Origin of the sequence: Rhizomicrobium sp., from assembly GCA_037200045.1 — a bacterium.
Lineage (GTDB): Bacteria > Pseudomonadota > Alphaproteobacteria > Micropepsales > Micropepsaceae > Rhizomicrobium.
Genome location: JBBCHM010000001.1, coordinates 1,424,326 through 1,447,455, shown reverse-complemented (window position 1 = coordinate 1,447,455; position 23,130 = coordinate 1,424,326). Strand labels below are relative to the sequence as shown.

Annotated in this window: 24 protein-coding genes; 16 read left to right on the top strand and 8 right to left on the bottom strand. The window is 66.7% G+C overall.

Annotated features, from left to right (window positions below):
- Positions 1-144 precede the first annotated feature (144 nt).
- The 6 genes from WDM86_06720 (at position 145) to WDM86_06695 (ending at position 6,152) form a co-directional block, all read left to right on the top strand.
- Positions 145-702, top strand: coding sequence for a F0F1 ATP synthase subunit delta (locus tag WDM86_06720; GenBank protein MEI9989715.1), 558 nt, complete (start codon positions 145-147; stop codon positions 700-702).
- Between the two features lie 2 nt (positions 703-704).
- Positions 705-2,246, top strand: a complete 1,542-nt coding sequence (gene atpA / locus WDM86_06715) for a F0F1 ATP synthase subunit alpha (GenBank protein MEI9989714.1) — start codon at positions 705-707, stop codon at positions 2,244-2,246.
- 19 nt (positions 2,247-2,265) lie between these two features.
- On the top strand, positions 2,266-3,129 hold the full coding sequence (locus WDM86_06710; protein ID MEI9989713.1) for a F0F1 ATP synthase subunit gamma: 864 nt from the start codon (positions 2,266-2,268) through the stop codon (positions 3,127-3,129).
- A gap of 24 nt (positions 3,130-3,153) precedes the next feature.
- Positions 3,154-4,629 carry a F0F1 ATP synthase subunit beta gene (gene atpD, locus WDM86_06705; GenBank protein MEI9989712.1) on the top strand — a complete coding sequence of 492 codons (1,476 nt, stop codon included), beginning with the start codon at positions 3,154-3,156 and terminating at the stop codon, positions 4,627-4,629.
- A 149-nt stretch (positions 4,630-4,778) separates the two neighbouring features.
- On the top strand, positions 4,779-5,174 hold the full coding sequence (locus tag WDM86_06700) for a F0F1 ATP synthase subunit epsilon (protein ID MEI9989711.1): 396 nt from the start codon (positions 4,779-4,781) through the stop codon (positions 5,172-5,174).
- Positions 5,175-5,294: 120 nt separating this feature from the next.
- Positions 5,295-6,152 carry a ferritin-like domain-containing protein gene (locus tag WDM86_06695; protein ID MEI9989710.1) on the top strand — a complete coding sequence of 286 codons (858 nt, stop codon included), beginning with the start codon at positions 5,295-5,297 and terminating at the stop codon, positions 6,150-6,152.
- Between the two features lie 34 nt (positions 6,153-6,186).
- Here WDM86_06695 and WDM86_06690 read toward each other — a convergent pair whose 3' ends face one another.
- The 5 genes from WDM86_06690 to WDM86_06670 all read right to left on the bottom strand — a co-directional run bounded on the left by WDM86_06690 (position 6,187) and on the right by WDM86_06670 (position 11,183).
- Positions 6,187-6,441, bottom strand: coding sequence for a hypothetical protein (locus tag WDM86_06690; GenBank protein MEI9989709.1), 255 nt, complete (start codon positions 6,439-6,441; stop codon positions 6,187-6,189).
- Positions 6,442-6,445: 4 nt separating this feature from the next.
- Positions 6,446-7,240 carry a succinate dehydrogenase iron-sulfur subunit gene (locus WDM86_06685; GenBank protein MEI9989708.1) on the bottom strand — a complete coding sequence of 265 codons (795 nt, stop codon included), beginning with the start codon at positions 7,238-7,240 and terminating at the stop codon, positions 6,446-6,448.
- A gap of 75 nt (positions 7,241-7,315) precedes the next feature.
- On the bottom strand, positions 7,316-9,025 hold the full coding sequence (locus WDM86_06680; GenBank protein MEI9989707.1) for a heparinase II/III family protein: 1,710 nt from the start codon (positions 9,023-9,025) through the stop codon (positions 7,316-7,318).
- A 4-nt stretch (positions 9,026-9,029) separates the two neighbouring features.
- Complete coding sequence (gene rpe, locus WDM86_06675) at positions 9,030-9,689, bottom strand: ribulose-phosphate 3-epimerase (protein ID MEI9989706.1); 660 nt, start codon at positions 9,687-9,689, stop codon at positions 9,030-9,032.
- Positions 9,690-9,740: 51 nt separating this feature from the next.
- Positions 9,741-11,183: a hypothetical protein gene (locus WDM86_06670; protein MEI9989705.1), complete on the bottom strand. Its 1,443-nt coding sequence runs from the start codon at positions 11,181-11,183 to the stop codon at positions 9,741-9,743.
- Positions 11,184-11,384: 201 nt separating this feature from the next.
- Between WDM86_06670 and sdhC the strand changes: the two genes are divergently transcribed.
- The 7 genes from sdhC (at position 11,385) to WDM86_06635 (ending at position 16,623) form a co-directional block, all read left to right on the top strand.
- The gene (gene sdhC, locus WDM86_06665; protein ID MEI9989704.1) at positions 11,385-11,804 is read left to right on the top strand and encodes a succinate dehydrogenase, cytochrome b556 subunit; all 420 of its coding nucleotides are present in this window, start codon (positions 11,385-11,387) and stop codon (positions 11,802-11,804) included.
- The gene (sdhD, locus tag WDM86_06660) at positions 11,801-12,184 is read left to right on the top strand and encodes a succinate dehydrogenase, hydrophobic membrane anchor protein (protein ID MEI9989703.1); all 384 of its coding nucleotides are present in this window, start codon (positions 11,801-11,803) and stop codon (positions 12,182-12,184) included. The genes sdhC and sdhD overlap by 4 nt, the downstream gene beginning before the upstream one ends.
- Complete coding sequence (gene sdhA / locus WDM86_06655) at positions 12,181-13,971, top strand: succinate dehydrogenase flavoprotein subunit (protein MEI9989702.1); 1,791 nt, start codon at positions 12,181-12,183, stop codon at positions 13,969-13,971. Before sdhD ends, sdhA begins: the two co-directional genes overlap by 4 nt.
- A 386-nt stretch (positions 13,972-14,357) precedes the next feature.
- Positions 14,358-15,164 carry an FkbM family methyltransferase gene (locus tag WDM86_06650; protein MEI9989701.1) on the top strand — a complete coding sequence of 269 codons (807 nt, stop codon included), beginning with the start codon at positions 14,358-14,360 and terminating at the stop codon, positions 15,162-15,164.
- Positions 15,165-15,215: 51 nt separating this feature from the next.
- Positions 15,216-15,410 (top strand): hypothetical protein, encoded by a 195-nt coding sequence (locus WDM86_06645; protein ID MEI9989700.1) that lies wholly within the window; start codon positions 15,216-15,218, stop codon positions 15,408-15,410.
- A gap of 80 nt (positions 15,411-15,490) precedes the next feature.
- Positions 15,491-15,901 carry a DUF2306 domain-containing protein gene (locus WDM86_06640; protein ID MEI9989699.1) on the top strand — a complete coding sequence of 137 codons (411 nt, stop codon included), beginning with the start codon at positions 15,491-15,493 and terminating at the stop codon, positions 15,899-15,901.
- An 83-nt stretch (positions 15,902-15,984) separates the two neighbouring features.
- A complete protein-coding gene (locus WDM86_06635) occupies positions 15,985-16,623 on the top strand; it encodes a hypothetical protein (protein ID MEI9989698.1) in 639 nt (212 codons plus the stop codon).
- A 20-nt stretch (positions 16,624-16,643) separates the two neighbouring features.
- Here the strand turns inward: WDM86_06635 and WDM86_06630 are convergent, their stop codons facing one another.
- Positions 16,644-19,331: a M1 family aminopeptidase gene (locus WDM86_06630; protein MEI9989697.1), complete on the bottom strand. Its 2,688-nt coding sequence runs from the start codon at positions 19,329-19,331 to the stop codon at positions 16,644-16,646.
- Positions 19,332-19,521: 190 nt separating this feature from the next.
- Between WDM86_06630 and WDM86_06625 the strand changes: the two genes are divergently transcribed.
- Positions 19,522-19,992 (top strand): hypothetical protein, encoded by a 471-nt coding sequence (locus tag WDM86_06625; GenBank protein ID MEI9989696.1) that lies wholly within the window; start codon positions 19,522-19,524, stop codon positions 19,990-19,992.
- Positions 19,993-20,063: 71 nt separating this feature from the next.
- On the opposite strand, the gene WDM86_06620 is transcribed toward WDM86_06625, so the two are convergent.
- The gene (locus tag WDM86_06620; GenBank protein ID MEI9989695.1) at positions 20,064-20,864 is read right to left on the bottom strand and encodes an enoyl-CoA hydratase-related protein; all 801 of its coding nucleotides are present in this window, start codon (positions 20,862-20,864) and stop codon (positions 20,064-20,066) included.
- A 107-nt stretch (positions 20,865-20,971) separates the two neighbouring features.
- Between WDM86_06620 and WDM86_06615 the strand changes: the two genes are divergently transcribed.
- The gene (locus tag WDM86_06615; GenBank protein MEI9989694.1) at positions 20,972-21,571 is read left to right on the top strand and encodes a DUF4339 domain-containing protein; all 600 of its coding nucleotides are present in this window, start codon (positions 20,972-20,974) and stop codon (positions 21,569-21,571) included.
- Between the two features lie 3 nt (positions 21,572-21,574).
- Here WDM86_06615 and WDM86_06610 read toward each other — a convergent pair whose 3' ends face one another.
- Positions 21,575-22,102, bottom strand: a complete 528-nt coding sequence (locus tag WDM86_06610; GenBank protein ID MEI9989693.1) for a gamma carbonic anhydrase family protein — start codon at positions 22,100-22,102, stop codon at positions 21,575-21,577.
- A gap of 80 nt (positions 22,103-22,182) precedes the next feature.
- Between WDM86_06610 and WDM86_06605 the strand changes: the two genes are divergently transcribed.
- Complete coding sequence (locus tag WDM86_06605; protein MEI9989692.1) at positions 22,183-23,100, top strand: DUF6635 family protein; 918 nt, start codon at positions 22,183-22,185, stop codon at positions 23,098-23,100.
- The last annotated feature ends 30 nt before the right edge of the window (positions 23,101-23,130 follow it).

Genomic DNA, 23,130 nt, shown 5'->3' with positions numbered 1-23,130 from the left:
CACATTGTTGCGCGCGGCAGGGTCGCGTGCTAACTGCTTCGCGCGCGCGGGGACTCACCCGTGAGCGGTGTAATTTCACCAATGAACTCAAGTGCTTAAACGGCCGGCGCGATACGCAAAAGCGCCAAGGGTTAAAGGGCGAACGTGGCTACCGAACAGCAGCACGAAACCGGCATCGCGGGACGCTACGCCACCGCCATTTTCGAATTGGCGGAGGACGGCAAATCCCTCCCCGCCGTCGAGAAGGATTTCGCCGCTCTGCGCGAGCTGCTGGCGGAAAGCGCCGATCTCACCCGCCTCGTCCGCTCTCCGGTGTTCGCGAGCGACGACCAGGCCCGCGCCCTGAAGGCGGTGCTGGAGCGCATCGGCGCTTCCGATCTCGGGACCAAATTCGTGCTGGTGCTCGCCGCCAAGCGCCGGCTGTTCTATCTGACCGACATCATCAAGAGCTTCGAGCGCATCCTGGCGACGCGCCGCGGCGAAGTGCAGGCGCAGGTCACAAGCGCCCGCAAGCTCAACGACGGCGAGACCGCCGAATTGAAGGCGGCGCTCAAGGGCAAGCTCGGCCGCGAGCCGCGCCTCGAAACCAAAGTCGATCCCACTTTGCTCGGCGGCCTCGTCGTGAAGGTGGGCTCGCGCATGATCGATACATCGCTCCGCACCAAGCTGAACGGCATCCGTGCGGCCATGAGAGGTAACTGACAATGGACATCCAGCCCGCGGAAATCTCCGCCATCCTCAAGCGCGAGATCGCGAATTTCGGCGCCGAAGCGCAGGTCAGCGAAGTCGGCCAGGTGCTCAGCGTCGGCGACGGCATCGCGCGCGTCTACGGCCTCGACAACGTCCAGGCCGGCGAGATGGTCGAGTTCCCGGGCGGCATCAAGGGCATGGCGCTGAACCTCGAAAGCGACAATGTCGGCATCGTGATCTTCGGCAACGACTCGACGATCAAGGAAGGCGACACCGTCAAGCGCACCGGCGCCATCGTCGACGTGCCGGTCGGCAAGGGCCTGCTCGGCCGCGTGGTCGATCCGCTCGGCAATCCGATCGACGGCAAGGGCCCGCTCGATCCGGCCGGCATCGCCGAGCGCCGCCGCGTCGACGTGAAGGCGCCGGGCATCATCCCGCGCAAGTCGGTGCACGAGCCGGTGCAGACCGGCCTGAAGGCGATCGACTCGCTGATCCCGGTCGGCCGCGGCCAGCGCGAGCTGATCATCGGCGACCGCCAGACCGGCAAGACCGCCGTCGCCGTCGACACGATCATCAACCAGAAGTCCGTCAACAAGGGCACCGACGAGAGCGCCAAGCTCTATTGCATCTATGTCGCCATCGGCCAGAAGCGCTCGACCGTGGCGCAGATCGTGCGCACGCTCGAGGATGCCGGCGCGATGGACTACACCATCGTCGTCGCCGCGACCGCGTCGGAGCCGGCGCCGCTCCAGTTCCTCGCGCCGTTCTCCGGCTGCGCCATGGGCGAGTGGTTCCGCGACAACGGCATGCATGCCGTGATCGTCTATGACGACCTGTCCAAGCAGGCCGTCGCCTATCGCCAGATGTCGCTCCTGCTGCGCCGCCCGCCGGGCCGCGAAGCCTATCCGGGCGACGTCTTCTACCTGCACAGCCGCCTTCTGGAACGCGCCGCCAAGCTGAACGAGGACAACGGCTCGGGCTCGCTGACCGCGCTGCCGATCATCGAGACCCAGGCCAACGACGTGTCGGCCTATATCCCGACCAACGTGATCTCGATCACCGACGGCCAGATCTTCCTCGAAACCGACCTGTTCTATCAGGGCATCCGTCCGGCGGTGAACGTCGGCATCTCGGTGTCGCGCGTCGGTTCGTCGGCGCAGATCAAGGCGATGAAGACCGCGTCCGGTCCGATCAAGTCCGAGCTGGCGCAGTACCGCGAGATGGCGGCCTTCGCGAAATTCGGCTCCGACCTCGACGCCTCGACGCAAAAGATGCTGGCGCGCGGCGAGCGGCTGACCGAGCTGCTCAAGCAGCCGCAATACAAGCCCTTCGCGGTCGAGGAGCAGGTGGTGGTGATCTATGCCGGCACGCGCGGCTTCCTCGATCCGGTCCCGGTGAACAAGGTCGGCGCCTATCAGGAGGCGCTGCTGTCGAAGCTCAAGGCGTCGCGGCCCGAGATCCTGGACGGCATCCGCACCGGCAAGGCGCTGACGCCGGATCTGGAAGGCAAGCTCAAGGACGCGCTCGCCGACTTCGCCAAGACGTTCGTGGCGTAACGCACAAGGCTGATTTTCCATGGCATCCGTCAAGGAAATGCGCACACGGATCGGAAGCGTGAAGTCCACGCAGAAGATCACCAAGGCGCTGCAGATGGTGGCGGCGGCGAAGCTGCGCCGCGCCCAGGCCGCGGCGGAAAGCGCCCGCCCCTATGCCCAGCGCATGGCGAGCGTGATCGCGAACCTGGCGGCCGGCGTCTCCGGCGCCGACGCGCCGCTGCTGCTGGCCGGCAACGGCAACGACCAGCGCCATCTCTTCATCGTGGCGACCTCCGACCGCGGCCTCGCCGGCGGATTCAATTCCGGCATCGTGCGCGCGGCGCGCGAGCGCATCGCCAGGCTGCTGGACGAGGGCAAGGACGTCCGCATTATCACCATCGGCCGCAAGGCGCGCGACCAGCTCCGCCGTCAATACGCCTCGCGTTTCGTGGAGAATTACGAGGTCGGAACCAAGGCGCCGGATTTCGCGCTGGTGCGCCCGATCGCCAAGAAGATCATCGACATGTACACCGCCGGCGAGACCGACGTGGTCACGCTGGTGTCGAGCCGCTTCAAGTCGGTCGTGACCCAGACGCCGACCGCGCGCCAGCTCATCCCGGCCGCCGTCGACGCCAATGCCGGCACCGCCGCGTTCTATGAATACGAGCCGGACGAGGCGACCATCCTCGAAGCGCTGCTGCCGCAGAACATCGCGGTGCAGCTTCTGACCGCGCTCTTGGAGAACCAGGCCGGCTTCTTCGCCTCGCAGATGACGGCGATGGACAACGCCACCCGCAATGCCGGCGACCTCATCAAGGCGCTGACCATCAAGATGAACCGTACCCGTCAGGCGCAGATCACCAAGGAGCTGATCGAGATCATCTCCGGTGCGTCCGCCGTCTGACCGATTGGAAGAAAGAGATCGAACATGTCCGCTACAGGCACCACCGTTGCGAATGCCAAAGGCCGCCTCACCCAGGTGATCGGCGCCGTCGTCGATGTCGAGTTCGACGGCGAGCTGCCGGCGATCCTGAACGCGCTGGAGACGATGAATGTCGACGCCAAGACCGGCAAGCCGGTCCGTCTGGTGTTCGAGGTCGCCCAGCATCTCGGCCAGAACACCGTGCGCGCCATCGCCATGGACGCGACCGAGGGCCTGGTGCGCGGCGCCGAAGTCACCGATACGGGCAAGCCGATCCGCGTGCCGGTCGGTCCGGCCACGCTCGGGCGCATCATGAACGTGATCGGCGAGCCGATCGATGAAGCCGGCCCGATCGCCGAGACCCACATGGCGCCGATCCATCGCGAGGCGCCGAGCTTCGCCGAGCAGGCGGGCACCGCCGAAGTCCTCGTCACCGGCATCAAGGTCATCGACCTGCTCTGCCCCTACACCAAGGGCGGCAAGATCGGCCTGTTCGGCGGCGCCGGCGTCGGCAAGACCGTGACCATGCAGGAGCTGATCAACAACATCGCCAAGGCCTATGGCGGCTATTCGGTGCTGGCCGGCGTCGGCGAGCGCACCCGCGAGGGCAACGACCTCTATCACGAGATGATCGAGTCGAACGTGAACATCGACCCGAAGAAGAACAACGGCTCGACCGAAGGCTCCAAGTGCACGCTGGTCTACGGCCAGATGAACGAGCCGCCGGGCGCCCGCGCCCGCGTCGCGCTGACCGGTCTCGCCCAGGCAGAGTATTTCCGCGATGTCGAGGGCAAGGACGTGCTGCTGTTCATCGACAACATTTTCCGCTTCACCCAGGCCGGTTCCGAAGTGTCCGCCCTGCTCGGCCGCATCCCGTCGGCGGTGGGCTACCAGCCGACGCTCGCGTCGGAGATGGGCGCGCTGCAGGAGCGCATCACATCCACCGACAAGGGCTCGATCACCTCGGTGCAGGCGATCTACGTGCCGGCCGACGACATGACCGATCCGGCGCCCGCCACCTCAATGGCACACCTTGACGCGACCACCGTGCTGTCGCGCGACATCGCGGCGCTCGCGATCTTCCCGGCGGTCGATCCCTTGGACTCGACCTCGCGCATCATGGACCCGAACGTCATCGGCGAGGAGCACTACACCGTCGCCCGCCGCGTCCAGGAAGTGCTGCAGCAGTACAAGGCGCTGAAGGACATCATCGCCATTCTCGGCATGGACGAGCTGTCGGAAGACGACAAGCTGGTCGTGGCGCGCGCGCGCAAGATCCAGCGCTTCCTCAGCCAGCCCTTCCACGTCGCCGAAGTGTTCACCAACCTTCCGGGCGTGTTCGTGAGCCTGGAAGACACGATCCGCTCCTTCAAGGCGATCGTCGACGGCCAGCACGACGATCTGCCCGAGCAGGCGTTCTACAACGTCGGCACGATCGAGGACGCGGTGACCAAGGCCAAGAAGATGGCGGCGGACGCGTAATACCGCCCGGTGTCATGGCCCGCGCATGCGGGCCATCCAGGTGACGCCGGTACTGTGTTGAAGGAGTTTCGCCGCGACGCAATCGAGATCGCGGCGGTTTCAACTGGGTGGCCCGCATTCGCGGGCCATGACAGTGATGGGAAGTTAGAATGGCAGACAAGATTTCCTTCGACCTCGTCTCGCCGGAGCGGCTTCTGCTCTCCGACACCGCCGACATGGTCACCGTGCCGGCGACCGAGGGCTATATGGGTGTGATGGCCGGCCATGCGCCGGTGATCACCACCCTGCGCCCCGGCATGATCGATATCCTCAAGGACGGTACGGACACCCGCTTCTTCGTGCGCGGCGGCTTCGCCGAGATCGGCGCCGAGAAGATCACCGTGCTCGCCGAGGAAGCGATTCCGATGGCGGAACTGGCCCTGCCGGTGCTCGACCAGCGCATCAAGGACACCGAGGAAGACCTGATCGCGGCCACCGGCGATGCCCAGAAAGCCCGGATCGCCGAGGAACTCGACGACCTGAGGTTGGTCCGCGCCGCGTTCTGATCTTGGGGGTGGCGGGCGATTCGCGGCCGCGGGACCCTCCCACGGGGTTCCCACCGCGCAACCGGATTTGATATACTGCGTTGACGGGGATCGAACCGCGTAAGGACCCGTAGGGCAATCATGGCGGAAGCGACCGTATACAAGCAGGGCTGGAAGCTGGAGGACGTCCGATGGGACGCCTTCGACCGCTCCAAGGCGGCGCCGCGGATGATCGCGGCGGTCAAGGCGGCCGCCCTGGTGGAGATGAATGCTCCCGATTATGTCGTCTACCTGAAACGCGTCTTCAAGGATGCGGGACCGGAGATGCATCAGGCCATCGAGCAATGGGGCGGCGAGGAGCGCCAGCACGGCCGCGCCCTCGGGCGCTGGGCCGAGATGGCCGACCCCAGCTACAATGTCGACGAGGCGTTCGCCCGCTTCCGCGCCGGCTACAAGCCGGAGCATTTCCAGGACGAGGACGGCGTCTCGATCCGCGGCAGCCGGCGCGGCGAGATGATCGCCCGCTGCGTGGTGGAGAGCGGTACCTCGACCTATTACACCGCGATCAAGGACGCGACCGAGGAGCCGGTCCTCAAGGAGATCGCCGGCCGCATCGCCGCCGACGAATTCAGGCATTACAAGCTCTTCTACGAGACTCTTCACGCCCAGGATGAGCCCGACCTGCCCTTGTGGAAGAAGCTCGCGGTGGCGGCCGGCCGCATCACCGAATCCGACGACGACGAGATCGCCTACGCCTATTACTGCGCCAATGTTCCGGCGAGCGAGACGGAGCGCCTGCCCTATCGGCGCGCGCAATACGCCAAGGTCGCGGCCGGCATCCTCAACACGATCTACCGCCGCCATCACATCCAGAAGCTGGTGCAGATGGTGGCGAAGGCGGTCGGCGCCGCGCCGCAGGGCCCGTTCGCCAAGGTTGCCGGCGCGGTGCTGTGGCGCTTCCTGCGCATGCGGGCGGGAATGACGGCCGCGTTCGCCTGAGGCCTTTGGCGATTCAATCCGATAACGACCGGCCCTAATGCCGCGTCTCGTCCGACTTCACGATCTTCAGATGCGTCGGCCTGGGCTTGGGCGCCGGCGGTCGCGGGTGCTGGCGGCGCTGCCAGATCGTCGCGGCGATCATCGCCGCCAGGACGATCAGCGGCCAGCGCAACTGGTAGAGCAGATAGAGCCCGATCCCGTTCGGGCCGAAGAACAACGCCAGGCCCAACGAGCAGCCGAAGGCGACCAGGACGATGGCCGCGACCAGGCGCCGGGCGGGGGCCGTCACCGCGTCATACGCTGCGCTTCACCAGCATCTGCTTGATCTCGCCGATCGCCTTGGCGGGGTTGAGACCCTTGGGGCAGGTGTTGGTGCAGTTCATGATCGTGTGGCAGCGATAGAGCCGGAACGGATCCTCCAGCTTGTCGAGCCGCTCGCCGGTGTGCTCGTCGCGGCTGTCGGCCAGCCAGCGATAAGACTGCAGAAGCGCCGCCGGTCCCAGATAGCGCTCCGAATTCCACCAATAGCTCGGGCAGGCGGTCGAGCAGCAGGCGCACAGGATGCACTCGTAGAGCCCGTCGAGCTTGGCGCGTTCTTCCGGCGACTGCTTCCATTCCTTTTCCGGCTCGGCCGTCTTGGTCTGCAGGAACGGCTCGATCGAGGCGTATTGCGCGTAGAAATTGGTGAGGTCGGGAACCAGGTCCTTCGCCACCGGCATGTGCGGCAGGGGATAGACCGCGACGGGTCCCGAAATGTCGGTGATCGCCTTGGTGCAGGCCAGCGTATTGCCGCCGCCGATATTCATCGCGCAGGAGCCGCACACGCCCTCGCGGCAGGAGCGGCGGAAGGTCAGCGACGGATCGATCTCGTTCTTGATCTTGATGAGGGCGTCCAGGACCATCGGCCCGCAGCTCGCCAGATCGACCGTGTAGGTGTCGACGCGCGGATTGGCGTCGCCGTCGGGATCGTAGCGGTAGACCTTGAACTCCTTGGTGCCCTTGGGCTTCTTGCCGTTGGCGTTCTTCGGCGCCGGCCAGACCTTACCTTTGGTCGGCCGCGAACCTTTGGGCAATGTGAGCTGAACCATGACCGTCCTGGCGGGAAATATCGGGCCTCGGGTTTAGCAAGCCCCCTCCCCTCTGGCAACGCGCCAAAGCGGCGCCTACCCCGCCCCGATCTGCTCGAACACCCAGGCGGTTTCGACCGGCTGGTCCTTGACCGATCCGGTCAGGACGATCTGTTCGGTGCGCCGCACCAGATCGCCGCCGAGATAGACGCTTTCCTCGATGGCGACCTCGCCGCCGGAGCGGAACCGCCAGCCTTCGCCATTCGGGAGCTTCAGGAGGATGCCGCCGCCCTGGCTGGGCGACATGCGCACGTCGGGATGGATGTGGAAGCGGATGGCGAAGGCGGTGTCCTTGCGGCCCTTCTCCGCCCGGGGCAGCAGCCGGTCGGCGCCGGTGAGGGTGAGCCCGTTCGCCGCGAGCGTGACCTGCCGCTCGTGGCGCACGCCGAACTGGGACAGATAGCCGTCATGGCTCGCCTCGACGCTCCAGCCCTGCGGCGTCTCTCTGCGCTGCGTCACGATCTCGCGCGGACCTTGCAGCAGGCGTGGGCCGAGCATGCGGCGCGCCAGCCCGGCCGGCAGGATCGCCGCCATCGAGGCGTCATCCATCACCAGCGTGGAATGCGCCGCGGTGGCGCGCAGCGCGCCCTCCCATTTGGGATGCGCCGTGTTGGCGGCGCCGCAATTGACGACGATGCGCTGGTTGCCGCTCGAGAACTCGAAGGCGAGGCAGCCGGCATGCGCGACGGTCGAGAACGCGGCCGGCGGCACCGCGCCGCAATCGAGCACCAGCAGCGATTTCGCGGCCACCAGCCGCTGATAGCCCGAATGGCGCGCGAAGGCGAAGGGCTGGCCGCGCACTTCGTCCCGCGCCAGCAGGCCGGCGATCATGCGCGAATCCGATTCCGCGCCGCCATTGAACAGCGCCAGCGCGCCGTCGCCATGGCGGAAGAAGCGGATCGCGGGCGCGACGCGGTCATGGGCGCTGCGGACCGGATGCGGCACGTCGAGCCCGCCGGCGCCCAGCGCGTCCATCACCATCACGATCAGGCGGTAGCAATTGACGAGGTTCTCCGGCGAGCGGCTGACATGCCCGCCATCGGGCAGGATCTGGCGCGCGATCTCGCCTTCCAGGCATTTCAGGCCCTCTTCGAGGCGGCGCTGGCTGTCGCCGAGGCAGGCGCCGGAGAGCGCGAAGGCCGCCGCCGCCTCAAAGCGCGGCATGCCGTCCGGCGCCTCGCTTGCGATGCGCGACAGCATGCGCGACTGCTCGCGCAGCGAGACGAAGACTTTCGAGCGCCACAGCAGGTCCGAATTGGCGATCACCAGCCGGCCATGCGCGAAGATATGGATCAGCCGCCGCGCGATCACCTCCGCCGACCAGGCCGGCTCGGAATAGCGCGCATTGCGCTTGAGCCATTGGCTGATCAGGTTGGTCGCCAGGGTCCGTGATGCCTCGCCGCCGGCCAGCGCCAGGGGCGGCAGCCAGGTGAAGCCGTGCAGCGCGCGCGCCCAGTCGTCCGACGGCATCGGCTTGTCGAACACCGAACCGTCCTTCACCTCGACCGTCTCGCCCGCGAAGCGGAAGCGCCCGCGCAAGAGCGCGTCGGCGTCTTCCAGCCGGCGCGGCAACGCATCGTAGGGATGAAACAGGATGCGGTCCGACAGCGGACCTTTCAGGAAGCGGCGATAGAGCCAGGTCCGGCGGTACCAGACGCGGATCGGGCGGAGCCAGACGCGCAACAGGGCGCGGAGAACCTCGGGCAGAAGACCGAGCGGAAGTGACGGCGTCGCCCTGTCCGCCACGGCGTCAGCCGCGGAGCGCGGCGATGTTCGCCGCGTAGCGCGAAGGCCCGCCGGTGAACACCGCGGTTCCCGCGACCAGGATGTTCGCGCCGGCCGCGATGGCGAGCTTCGCGGTCTGCGGATTGATCCCGCCGTCGACTTCCAGATCGATGGCGCGGCCGGTCTTCGCGATGCGCGTCGCGATGACCTCGATCTTCTTCAACTGGCTATGGATGAAGGTCTGACCGCCGAAGCCGGGATTGACGCTCATCACCAGGATGAGGTCGGCGAGGTCCATCAGATTGTCGAGCATCTCGACCGGGGTCCCGGGATTGAGCACCACGCCGGCGCGCTTGCCCAGGCTCTTGATCAGTTGCAGCGTGCGATGGATGTGCGGCCCCGCCTCGGTGTGAACGGTGATGCCGTCGGCGCCGGCGTCCGCGAAATCCTGCACATAGGGATCGACCGGCGAGATCATCAGATGCACGTCGAGCGGCTTTGTGGCGTGCGGCTTGATCGCCTTCACCACCATCGGGCCGATCGTGATGTTGGGAACATAATGGCCGTCCATGACATCCACATGGATGAGATCGGCGCCGGCGGCTTGCACCGCCTCGATCTCCTCGCCCAGCCGCGAAAAATCGGCCGAAAGGATCGACGGAGCGATGCGGATTTTGCTGGCCATGGCGGCCATTAAGTGACGGATTCTGACCGGCCCCGCAAGGCGCCAAAGTACTTACGCGGTGGGCCTATCCAGCCGCAGGCGGCGCCGCGCTTCGGCCTCGATCCGGGGCCAGGCGACGAGCACCACGGCGAAGGTCGGCAGCCACATGATGCGCGACTGGTAGCGGCCATGCGGACCGGAGAACACGCCGCAGACGAACGCGTTGCCCAGCAGCGCCAGAAGGACGAAGGCCGGCAGCAGGCTGCCGCGCCAGTCGCGCCGCCGCACGGCGTTGCGCAGGACCAGGTACAGCGCCGCCAGCGACAGCAGCGCCATCGGCACATGCACCAGGTTGATCGGCAGGAACCAGATCGCGCCCTCCTGCTGATAAGCGTGGTCGTAGTCGCTGAGTTGCTGCGGAATGGCGATCTTGAACTCGCGGTTGAGCACCCATTCCTGCGGCACGATCCCGTCGCCGGTCTGGAACCAGAAGAACTGCAGCGCCGCGTCCTGCAGCGCCACGATCGCGTTTTCGAGCGGATAACGCTTCAGGCTCTCGCCGACCAGGAGGGCGGATTCCTTGCCGCGCTTCTCGAAGCCGCCGGCCTTGTGGAACGGACTGGTGATGCCGCCCATCCACAGCCAGCTATCGGCATGCGCCGGCAGCTTGTCCTTGTAGGGGCAGATGGCGTAGCCGGCCTTGGGGCAATCGGTGTCGAGCACCGGCGTGATCAGATCGTCTTCCATCAGCCGCGCTTCCAGGAAGACCATGCCCGAACGGCTGAAGAAGACGTGCCGGGTGAAGATGTAGTTGGCGGCATAGATCGACAGGATCGCCAGCACGAAACTCGTCACCGCGAGCGCCAGGCGCGGCCGCGGCAAGGCGTTGGCCTCGATCCAGGCGACGGGCGCCAGACGCATCGCCGCCAGCACGACGAGCAGGCCGGCGGCGAGCGCGACATGGGAGGAGTGACACGCGATGGCGATGGCGGCCGCGGCGGCGAGCAGCGTCTTGCGCGCCGGCCCCAGTCCCTCGCCATGAAAGGCCAAGAGGTAGATCGCGAGCGGCGCCACCGCCACGAAGCAGTCCGGCTCGATCTGTGCGGCATACCAGGGAAGCCCCGTCGTGAGGCACAGCACCGCGCCGATCGCGAGCAGCGCCCACAGCGACATTTGCGGCCGGATGGCGCGCGCGAACTGCACCATCACGAAGGCGGTGATCAGGCATTGCGCCGCCGCCACCAGCCACAGGCTCTGCGCGCCGCCGCTCGCCGCCAGGAAGGCGGAATAGATCGGCGAGCGCTCCGCGATGAAGAGATGCCCGAGGCCCTGCAGCATGTAGGCGCCGGTATCGTAGAAGATGATCGGAAAGCCGTTCCAGGCCGCGACGGACAGCAGGATGGGCGTCAGGAGCAGAACGCCGAGAATCTCGTTGAGCGGCCGCGCGATCGGCGCGGCGGCAAGCGCGAAGCGAAACGGGCGCAGTCCCGCAACGGTGCTTCCCAACTCGCTCATTGTCCGGCGGACGCCCCCAACGCAATGCCGGACAATGCCGCAACCCATGCTGCACTGCAAAGTGACAAAATGGACAGGCGCAACACTGGGGGCAAAGGGCGCGGAAATCCTGCCGATTCCGGGGCGCCGAACCGGTTGACACAAGGTCGCCCCGCCCTACACTCCGGCCCGCTTCGCATACCCGCTTTTTCGAGGAAATTCATGGCGGATAACCCGCACAGCGCGCGGCGCCCGCGCCCGCTGTCGCCTTTCGTGACGATCTATCACTGGCCCGTCACCATGGCGACGTCGATCGTCCACCGGTTCACCGGCATGGGGCTGGCCGCCGGCACCGTGCTTCTGGCCTGGTGGCTCTACGCCGTGGCGAGCGGGCCCGAATCGTTCCGCGAATTCGTCGATCTGGCCGGAACGCCGCTCGGCCAGGTCATCCTGTTCCTGATCGTGTGGTCGCTCGCCTTCCATTTGCTCAACGGCTTTCGCCATCTGGCCTGGGACATGGGCTTCGGCTTTTCCAAAGAGACGGCGCAGACCAATTCGATCCTGGTGATCGCGGCCTCGATCCTGGTCGCCGCCGCGTTCTTCGCGCTCGCCTATGGCGGCTATGGGGGATACTACCAGTGAGCCTCGAAACCCCGCTGCACAAGGTCGAGGGCCTCGGCTCCGCCCATTCCGGCGTGACGCATTTCTGGCGCCAGCGCATCACCGCCGCGGCGCTGATCCCGCTGGCGATCTGGTTCGCGGTCTCGGTGCTGGGCCTGGTCGGCGCGCACGAGGCGGCGACGCTGGCCTTCCTGTCCCAGCCCTTGAACGCGATCCTGATGGCGGCCTTCGTCGTCATCGCGGTCTATCACATGGCGCTGGGCATGCAGGTCGTGATCGACGATTACTTCTACGTCTCCTGGCAGAAGCTCTCGCTGATGCTGCTGGTGCGCGGCTTCTCGCTGGCCGTCATCGCCGCCTGCCTCTATGCCCTGCTCCGCATCGCTGGACCCATCGTATGACCGCCGGATACACCATCGTCGACCACACCTTTGACGTCGTCGTCGTCGGCGCCGGCGGCGCGGGGCTGCGCGCCACGCTGGAATGCGCCCGCCAGGGCCTCAAGACGGCCTGCATCACCAAGGTCTTCCCGACCCGCAGCCACACCGTGGCCGCGCAGGGCGGCATCTCCGCGGCGCTCGGCAATATGGGCGAGGACGACTGGCGCTGGCACATGTACGACACCGTCAAGGGGTCGGACTGGCTGGGCGACCAGGACGCCATCGAATATCTCTGCCGCAACGCGCCGGAAGCCGTCTACGAGCTCGAACATTTCGGCGTGCCGTTCAGCCGCACCGAGGAAGGCAAGATCTACCAGCGCGCCTTCGGCGGCATGACGAGCAATTACGGCAAGGGCATCGCGCAGCGCACCTGCGCCGCCGCCGACCGCACCGGCCACGCCATCCTGCACACGCTCTACGGCCAGTGCGTGAAGCACGAGGTGAACTTCTTCATCGAGTATTTCGCGCTCGACCTGATCAAGGACGGCGACGCCATCGTCGGCCTGATGGCGTGGAACCTGGACGACGGCACGCTGCACCGCTTCCGCGCCCACAAGGTGATCCTGGCGACCGGCGGCTATGGCCGCATCTACCTCTCCTGCACCGGCGCCCACACCCAGACCGGCGACGGCAACGCCATGGTGCTGCGCGCCGGCCTGCCCCTGCAGGACATGGAGTTCGTGCAGTTCCATCCGACCGGCATCTTCGGCGCCGGCGTGCTGATCACCGAAGGCGTGCGCGGCGAAGGCGGCTATCTCACCAATTCGCAGGGCGAGCGCTTCATGGAGCGCTATGCGCCCAACGCCAAGGACCTCGCGTCGCGCGACGTGGTCAGCCGCGCCATGACGATCGAGATCCGCGAAGGCCGCGGCGTCGGCCCGAACAAGGACCACATCTACCTGCATCTGTCGCATCTCGACCCGAAGATCATCCATGAGCGGCTGCCCGGCATCTCCGAGAGCGCGCGCATCTTCGCCGGCGTCGACGTGACCAAGGAGCCGATCCCGGTGCTGCCGACGGTGCATTACAACATGGGCGGCATTCCCTGCCGCTACACCGGCGACGCGCTGACGCTGAAGAACGGCGACCCCGACACCCCGATCCCCGGCCTGATGGCGGTGGGCGAAGCGGCCTGCGTCTCGGTCCACGGCGCCAACCGGCTCGGCTCCAATTCGCTGATCGATCTGGTGGTGTTCGGCAAGGCGGCCGGCGTGCATGCCGGCGAGTCGCTCAAGGGCGTCACCGGCCATCACGATTTGCCCAAGGGCGCGGGCGACGAAGCCATCGCGCGGCTCGACAGATACCGCAACGCCAAGGGCGGCACGCCGACCGCCGAATTGCGCCTCGCCATGCAGAAGGCGATGCAGGCCGACGCCGCCGTGTTCCGCACCGGCGACACGCTCAAGAGCGGCCAGAAGAACATCGACGAGATCTACGGCCGGCTGAAGGACATCAAGGTCAGCGACCGCTCGCTGATCTGGAACACCGACCTCGTCGAGACGCTCGAATTCGAGAATCTGATCCAGCAGGCCATCGTCACCATCGAAGGCGCGGTGGTGCGCCACGAAAGCCGCGGCGCGCACGCCCGCGAGGACTTCCCCACCCGCGACGACGCGAACTGGATGAAGCACACGCTGTCGTGGCTCGACCCGGCGACCGGCGTGGCGCGCCTCGACTACCGCCCGGTGCACACCTACACGCTGACCAACGAAGTCGAATACATCCCACCCAAGGCGCGGACGTATTAACGATGGCGGCCAAGACATTCGCTCCGAATCTCTGGCAAGTCATGTCAGGCCGTCAGACGCCTTTCGGCCGGCTATTGCGAGCCAGCCCGGTGCCGATTGTTTTCCGTCATTGACCTGCTCGGGAGCGGCACCTGTGTCCATGTCGACCTTGTAGCGGCACCGGTCGCCATCGGAAACTCGTCACCCGACGCGCGTTGCGCCGACGTGTCTGGTGGCAGGCAGTAAGCCATTCGATGCGTTGGCTTCATTGCGACGAAGCACCGGGGCCCCATCTTGCGACTGTGTCTCCGCGGCTTGAATTCCCCGAGTCTCCCATTCCATCAGCGGCGATAAAATGCTTCTCTCGTATGCGATCTTGCCTTCCAATATTGCCCCAATCCGGACCAATGAACCCACTACTTAAGCACAGACTGAGGATCGCCGTCGGATGGTTTGGGCTTCGTTTTCGCGAAACGCTGCCGCTTCATGCATCGAAGTCCGAGTTCTGTCGCCACCTGAAAGCTCTCGGCTTCGAGCCGGAATGGGTCATCGACGTCGGCGTCGCCGATGGGACCTTAGACATCTACACCAACTTTCCAAAGGCACGTTATCTGCTGGTAGAGCCGATGAGCGAGTTCTCCGGCGCACTTCGGTGGATAAGCGAGCACTATAGGGCCGACGTCGAGCCGGTCGCTGCGGGCGGATCGGAATCGACTTTGACGATACACTACAGCCCGCAATTGGCGGATATGCACGGCGCCACGTTGGCGGAAAGCTCTAATTCTGAAGCGGCGTCGAATTCCCGAAATGTTGCCGTTCGCCGGCTCGACGCGCTTGCGCGGGAACACAAGATAGCCGGGACGATCCTGCTCAAGATCGACACGCAGGGCACCGAACTGCAGGTTCTCGATGGCGCGAGCGGCATTCTCGACCAAGTCGAGGTCGCGATCCTCGAAGTGTCGCTCTTCAATTTCGGGTTGAAGCAGCCGGTGCTTCACGAGGTGGTCAGCTACATGGCCGAGAGAGGGTTTGTCGCCTATGACATGTTCGACGGCTGGGGCCGTCCGCTCGATGGGGCGCTCGGGCAGGTCGACATCGCTTTTGTCAAGGAAAATGGCCGATTTCGTCGCGATCAGCGCTATGCGGAGCCATCTAAAAGGAAATCGCCGGTGTTGCGGGCCATGAACTGGATGCGACACATCCTAAAGGTCTGATCTTCCGCTCGTTGCTTTCCGTCACCTTTCGTCGCGCATGTTTGAGCGGCGATCGGCCGGCATGAGAGCCACGGGGCGCATGCGCGCGAGAATTTCCCCGCTCGCGATGACCAGAACTGGATGAAGCGCACCCTGGCTTGGCTCGATATCAAGACCGGGTGGACCAAGCTCGACTACCGCCCGGTGCACACCTACACGCTGACCAACGAAGTCGAATACATCCCACCCAAGGCGCGGACATACTGAGGCCGCCCGATCGTTCGGCGTCTTGAAACGGCGACCGGCGCCACCCAGATTATTTACGTCGTAAGAAGACGGGGCCTGCCATGACCTTGGAGCCGCTGCTGCATACGCCGCCGGCCGTGCAGATTCATGTCGCCACCGTCGTTCCGGCCTTCCTGATCGGCACTTTCCTGATTTTCGTCAGCCGCAAGGGCTCGGCGCTGCATCGCGCGTTCGGCTATCTCTACCTCGTGCTGATGAGCGTCACGGCGGTCACGACCTTGTTCGTCCACCAGCTCATGCCCCATAGCCCGTTCTGGGGCTTGAGCCCGATCCATCTCCTGGTGCCGCTGACGCTGTTCGCCGTGGTCGGCGCGCTGCGCGGCGCCTGGACGCACAATGTCGCCCTGCACAAGCGCGCGATGATCGGGCTCTATGTCGGCGGCATGCTGATCGCGGGAGCGCTCACCTTCCTGCCCGGCCGCATCATGCACGCGGTTGCATTCGGCGGCTGACGCGCGGGGCGCGCCGGCGGTTGCGGAACAAATCCGGTCCTCCGGCGTATCCGTCGCGCGGGGCGTTTGCCATGGAGATGCATATGCGGACGAAAATCCTTCTTCTGGCAGCCGCTGCCGCGATCGCGATGAGCGTCGACGGCGCCCTCGCCGACCCGTCCGACGGCCCCGATCCGCAAGGCTATTACAGCCGCACCGACCATGACGGTTATTACGACCGCAACGGGCATTACCAGCATTTCACCGATGCCGATCGTCCGCCGCCGGATGACGATGACGGCCCGCCGCCTCCGCCGCCGCGCTATTACCACGAGGGCGACTACGAGCGCGACTGTCATGCCGGCAACGCGGCCGGCACCGTGTTCGGCGCCGCCGGCGGCGGACTGATCGCCGGCGCGGCCAGCCACGGCAATCCCGCCGCCATCGTCGGCGGCGTCCTCTTGGGCGGGCTGTTCGGCCACGCCGTGACGCACGACATCGATTGCGACGACCAGCGCTATGCCTTCAACGTCTATGCCGACGGCCTGAACGGCGACATCGGCCGGCGCTATGAATGGCGCCATGGCGACAGCTACGGCTATTTCACGCCGACGCGCGAATACAGCGAGGACGGGCTGCGCTGCCGCGCCTTCACCAGCGTGACCTGGCGCCATGGCGAGGAATTCCACCACGACGGCAGCGCCTGCTACGGCCGCGACGGCTATTGGCATTTCGACGACTGAAGCGTCGGCCGAGCCCGTCCCTACTTCGCCACCGCCAGCGCCGCGGCGATGTCGGCGCCGGCGTTCTTGCGCAGCGCGACGCAGCGGTCGATCTGTTCTTCGGTGTGCGCCGCTCGCCGCGCCACGCCCAGCGCGCCGCCAAGCTTGTCCTGCAGGAACACCTCGGTCTGGGTGTGCGCGCCGGCATCGCAGGCGCCCCGAAGGATGCCCGCCATGTTGCCCATGCCGCGCAGGCTCACGCGCTGCGCGAAGGCATCGAAATGCGCCCCGACATAGGACCACAGCGCCTCGCGCGCCACCGTCTCCTCCGGCATGAATTCGCTCAGATAGCGCAGTTCGCCGATCCGCATCTTCGCGGGCGCCAGCGCCAGGAGCTTGCCGACCACCGCCGGATCGTCGCTGCCGGCGAAGGCATAGACGACGTCGCGCCGCACCTGTTCCTGGTTCGTGGTCTGGAATATCGCGATCAGCGCGTCGGCAAAGCCCTTGTCGGACAACAGCGCCGCCCGCAGCGCCTCGGCGCGCACTTCCGGCGCCAGGGACTGCCACCGCCCCTCGCCCGGCGCCTGCGACACCGCGATCGGCAGCGCCAGCATCGCGATGGCGTCGTGATCGTGCGCCTCGGTGACGAGCAAGGTCGCGAGGGCTGCCCGGGCGAAGGCGTCCGCCGGCTTCTCGCTCTTCTTCGGCGAAACGCCAGCCGCCTTGAAGCGCGCCAGGAAGTTGCGGCTGAGGAACGCGCGATAGGCGGGAAGATCGGCCGGCGCGAGGCTTTGGCGCAGCGGCTGGAGCCGCTTGACCAGGCTGCGCAGCACGTCCCAGCGCGCGGTCGGCGCCAGCGCGTGGACGAGGTCGAACGCATCGGCCGCGCGGGCCTGGCCGTCGCGCAGGCCGGCGAAGATGTTGCCCAGCAGCGTGATCTGGGCCGCGGCGTCCAGCTTGGGTGCCAGCGCGATCTGCTTGCGCCAATCGGCTTCGTCCAGGGCGAAATGGTAGTAGCCCGCACCATCGGCGTTCGGCAGCGCCATCTCGGTGCAGGCGCCCGTCAGGGGCAGCGTGAAACGCGCGCCCTCCCCGATCCGGCACGCGCGCGACGCGCCGTCCAGCGCGCAGACCGGCACGCGCCAGGTCCGTAGCGGCGCGGCGAATCCGAACGGCGCATAGGCCGACTGCGCGAAGCTGAGCGTCGGCGGCGTACAGCTCGGCGCGACCTTCAGCAGCGGCACGCCCGAACGGTCGATGAAATCGCCGAACGCCGCCACGATCTCGGGATGTCCCGTGGTCGCGGCGATGGTGCCGATGAAGTCGCGCGCCGTCGCGTTGCCGCGCGCGAATTTCGTCAGATAGGCATGGATGCCGCGCTGCCAGTCCTGCGGCCCGACATAATTCTCGAACATGCGCAGCACCGACGCACCCTTGTCGTAGGTGATCGCGTCGAAGGCATTGGCGAGATCGTCGGTGTTGCCGATCGGCTGATGGATCTGCCGCGCCGAAGGCAGTTCGTCGAGATCCATCACGTCGAGGCCGCCGCGCAGCGTGTCGGTCGAGAAATCCATCTCCGGCAGCACCGCCGAAGACGCCTTGTATTCCGCCCAATTGGCGAAGGATTCGTTCAGCCAGATGTCGTCCCACCAGGCCGGCGTGACCAGATCGCCGAACCATTGATGCGCCAGTTCGTGCGCCTGCACCGTCAGGCTGCCGCGTTTCTGGTCGAGCGAGGAATCCGGATCGATGAGCAGGAGGCGCTCGCGGAAGGTGATGGCGCCGGCGTTCTCCATCGCCCCGGCCGCGAAATCCGGCACCGCCAGGATGTCGAGCTTCTGGAACGGATAGCCGATGCCGAAATAATTCTCGAGCGCGACGACGATCTTGGGCGTCAGCGCCAGCGCATAGGCGATGCGCTTGCCGTTGCCGCGGGCGGTGATGCCGCGGATGTGCAGCGGGTGCGCGCGATAGGCGTTGGGCGGCGCGGTGCCGCCGTCGACCACGTCGAGCGGGCCGACCGCCAGCGCGACGAGATAGGTCGGCAGGGGCCTCGTCGTCTGGAACACGGTGTCGACCATGCCGTGCGCGGCCGGCGCGGCGGCGACGATCGGCGTGTTGCCGATGACCCGCATGCCCTTGGGCGCGATCACGGTCACGTCGAACGGCGTCTTGAAGCCCGGCTCGTCGAACGAGGGGAAGGCGCGGCGCGCGTCGGTCGATTCGAACTGGGTGAAGGCATAGGAATCGCCGCGATCGACGACCTTGTAGAGTCCCGACAGCGAGCGGTTGAACGGCGCGTCATAATCGAAGATCAGCGTCGCCTCGCCGGCCGGCACCTTGTCGACGAAGATGAGCCGCGCCACGCCGGACGGATCGACCTGGTCGTAATGCGCCGCGAAACTCTGCCCCGATTTCAGCCGCACCGTCACGCCCGAGACGTTCAGGTCCTGGCCGTGCAGGAAGAGCGCGCGCCGGGGCTTGGGGAACAGCACGTCGATCTCGACATGGCCGGCGAAGCGGTCGGTCCGCGGATCGATGCGGAGCGCGACGCGGTAGCGCTCCGGCACGGCATCGCGCGGCAGTTTTCCGAGCGGCACGGCCTCGCCGCCGAGCGAGACGCCCTTGCGCCCCGCGGCATGCTTCTCCGGCGCCTTGCCGCAGCCGGAAAGGCACAAAACGACGGCCAGGAGCGCGAGCCCGGCGGCGCGCCCGATTCTGTGCATGGCAATCAAACGACCTGCTCCGTCCCGGAAGGGAACAATCCGGCCCATTGAAGGTTTTCCCGGCAGCCCTGTCCATACTGTCCTGATTCTGCCCTATTCTGTTCAGGCGGGGTTCATGCCGGACGGGCATAACCGGCTTCGACGCAAGGGGCGGGTCCGACGGGCCGGCCCCAAAATAGGAGAGGACGATATGTTGAAGACATCTGGATTGATCGCCGGCGCCGCATTGCTGGCATTGAGTTTCGGCACCAGCGCCGCCTGGGCCGACGATTGCCACAGCGACCATACGGGCGGCACGGTGCTCGGCGCCATCGCGGGCGGCGTGCTCGGCGGCGTGGCGAGCCATGGCAACGGCCTGGCGATCGCCGGCGGCGCCATCTTCGGCGGCCTGGCGGGCAACGCGCTCAGCCGCGACATCGACTGCGACGATCGCGACTATGCCGGCCGCGCCTATGAAGACGCGTTCGACGGCGACATCGGCCGCCGCTACGAATGGACCGGCCGCCATGGCGGCCACGGCTATATCGTCGTGACCAGCGAATATCGCCGCGACGGCCATCGCTGCCGGGACTTCACCCAGGTGGTGTGGCGCCACGGCGACCGGCTGGAGCACAACGGCACGGTATGCCGCCGCCATCACGAATGGGAATTCGTGGACTGAACGTCATCGTTCGATGACGGGACGAGCTCCCCGCGCCTTCGCCGGCGCGGGGTTTTCGTTTGCATGCGCCGCTACTTGCCCTTCCATTGCGGTGCGCGCTTCTCGGCAAAGGCCTTGGGCCCCTCGCGCAGGTCCTCGCTCCGGAACATCGCCGCCACCGCCGGATAGGTGCCCTGGTTCTTGAGCGCGTCGGCGATCGAAGCCTCGTTCAGCCCGCGATAGACCGCCTCTTTGGAGGCGCGCACCGACATCGGCGACAGCTCCATGATCTGCGTCGCCAGCGCCTTGGCCCGCGTCATCAGCTCCGCCGCCGGAACGACCTCGTTGACGAAGCCGAGTTCCTTGCCTTCCGCCGCGCCGACCCGCCGTCCGGTCAGGATCATGCCGAGCGCCCGCTTGGCGCCGATCTCGCGCGGCAGCCGGTGCAGGCCGCCGGCCAGCGCCGCCAAGCCGACACGCGGCTCGGGCAAGGCGAACACGGCGGTGTCCGCCGCCAGGATGATGTCGCAGGCCAGCGCGATCTCGAAGCCGCCGCCCATCGCGATGCCGTTCACCGCCGCGATCAGCGGCTTGTCGAGATCGAACCGCGAGACGAGGCCGCCGAAGCCGCTCGGATGGCGCGGCAGGACGGTTCCGGCGCTGCCGCCGCCGGCCGCGGTGACCTTCAGGTCGTTGCCGGCGGAAAAGGCGCGCCCGCCCGCGCCGGTCACGATCGCCACCCATTGTTCCGGATCGGCGGCGAAGGCGTCGAACACCTCCGCCAGCTCGGCATGGGCCGGGCCGTGCAGCGCGTTCATCACCTCCGGACGGTTCAGGGTGACGACCGTCAGCCGCCCCTCCCGCTCGACCTTGCAGAATTCGTAATCCGCCATGGCGCGTTTTCCTTGTTTTCCGGCCCAACTGTCCCGTGGCCGCCCGGCGGCGGCAAGGCTTGCGTAACCATTTGAACGTAACTTTTCGGCAGCAACGGAAAGTTCTCATGTCGGATAACTGGACCATCAACGCGGGGGGCCAAACCTATGGCCCCTATACCGAGCAGCAGCTCCAGGCCTTCGTCGGCGAGGGACGGCTGGCGGCGCATTCGCTCGTGGCGCCGGCGGGCAACAGCCAGTTCCGCGCCGCCGGGACCTATCCCATGCTGGCGCGGTTCTTCGCGCCCGCCAACGCGCCGGCGCCCTCGGCGACCGGCAAATTCGTCACCGCCAGCGGCGTCGAGAGCGAGGACGACACCATCTCGCCGACCTTCGGGCGCAGCAACGACGAGCCGCGCACCGGCGAGCGCGGCCGTTTCGTCGTCGTCGCCGACATGAAGTCGCGCTCGATCTCCGGTCTGGAGGAAGAGATCATGAACATGGGGCCGGCCTATCCGCTGATGCCGCAGGCCTGGCTCTTGATCAGCGACCAGCCGATCAACCAGATCCGCAACGCCCTCGTCCAGAAGCTGGGCAAGATGGACATGCTGTTCATCGTCGACGCGACGCACAACAAGGCCGCCTGGTTCAATTTCGGCCCCGAAGCCGACACCCGCATCCGCCGCGTGTGGACCGCCCAGCACGACGTGATCGCCAAGGCCGGCTGACCGTCACGCCGGCCGCAGCTGGGTCCTGTAGCGCTGGTGGTTGTAGACATAGCTCGCGGCGCCCAGCTTCAGCACCGCCAGTTCCTCCTCCAGCAGCGCCCGCGCGCGCCGCGCCGGAGCGCCCAGGATCATCGAGCCGTCCTCGAATTCCTTGCCCTCGGTCACCAGCGAATTGGCGCCGACCAGGCAGTTCGCCCCGATGCGGGTGCGGTTGAGCAGGGTCGAGCCCATGCCGATCAGCGAGCCGTCCCCGATCGTGGTCGAATGCAGGATCACGCGATGGCCGATTGTGCAGTTGGCGCCCACGGTCACGGGCTGGCCCGGATCGGTGTGGATCACCGAATTGTCCTGGATGTTGGAATTCTCGCCGATCACGATCCAGTCATTGTCGCCGCGCAGGACGCTGCCCCACCAGACGCTGGCGCCCTTCAGCAGCCGCACCCTGCCGATCAGGACGGCGGTGGGCGCGACCCAATAGTCGCCCTCGGGCGGAAGGTCGGGCGTCGCATCGTCCAGCGCGTAGATCGGCATGAAAGTCCCGTGACAGGATTGCGCCGCCATTGTGGCAGGACAATTTTGCGAAGGCGAGGCTTGAAGGGCATACTGGCGTCATGGCTCCTGCTTCGAGACTGCCGGCCCTCGACCACGCGATCGCGCACAGCATCGTCGAGGATTCGATCCGCACCTATTTCCGCAAGCGGCGCAGCCGCGTGCCCGCTTTCGTCGAGCGTACCTTCTCGCTGAAGGGCGCGCTGGAAACCCATCGCAACGCCTTCGGCCACGATCTGTGGCGCGCGCCGCTGAACGCCGCGCTGGCCGGGCCGCAGCTCGGCCTGAACGCCGCCGCGTCCGTGCTCAAGCTGGCGGGGCGGAAGGAAACAGCGGCGCGCCTGCGCGCCCGCGAACTCTTCTTCCGCACCACCGTAACGGTCGAGATCGAGCGCCACCTGATCGTCGATCTGTTGGAACTTCCCTATACCGGCTTCGGCGAGCCGAGTTTCCACGACGCGCTGGCGGTCGAGATTCTCGGCGACAGCCGCCTCGACGGCGCGCTCGGCGCGCTCAACGGTCCGTGGGGCGAGCAGCAGCGCCTGATGATGGACGAGAAGCTGGCCCAACAGGTGGCGATCTATCTGAACGCGCGCGGCGCGGCCGGCGAAGTGGTCAGCGCCGGCGTGACGATGGCGGCGGGCGGTGCGCTGCTGCACCAGGCGACGCCGGGGTTCCTCACGCTCGGGCCCGCGCTGGCGCAGGCGCTGGGCGCCAAGATCGGCGGTTTCGCGGCCTTCAGCGTGACCGGCGCGGTGCTGGCGGCGAGCGCTACGGCGGCGGCCTTCGCCGGTGTCGTCACCGATCCGATCCAGAGCGCGCTCGGCATCCATCACCTGCGCCTGGTCGCGCTGCTCGACACGCTGGAAAGCGCCTTTCTCGGCGGCGACGCGCGGCTCGCGATCCCGGAACAATATGCGGCACGGCTGATCGATCTGGTCGACGCGATCGTCTCGATCGCGGGCCATATGCGGACGTAACCGAACGCAACAATCCACAGATTTCACATC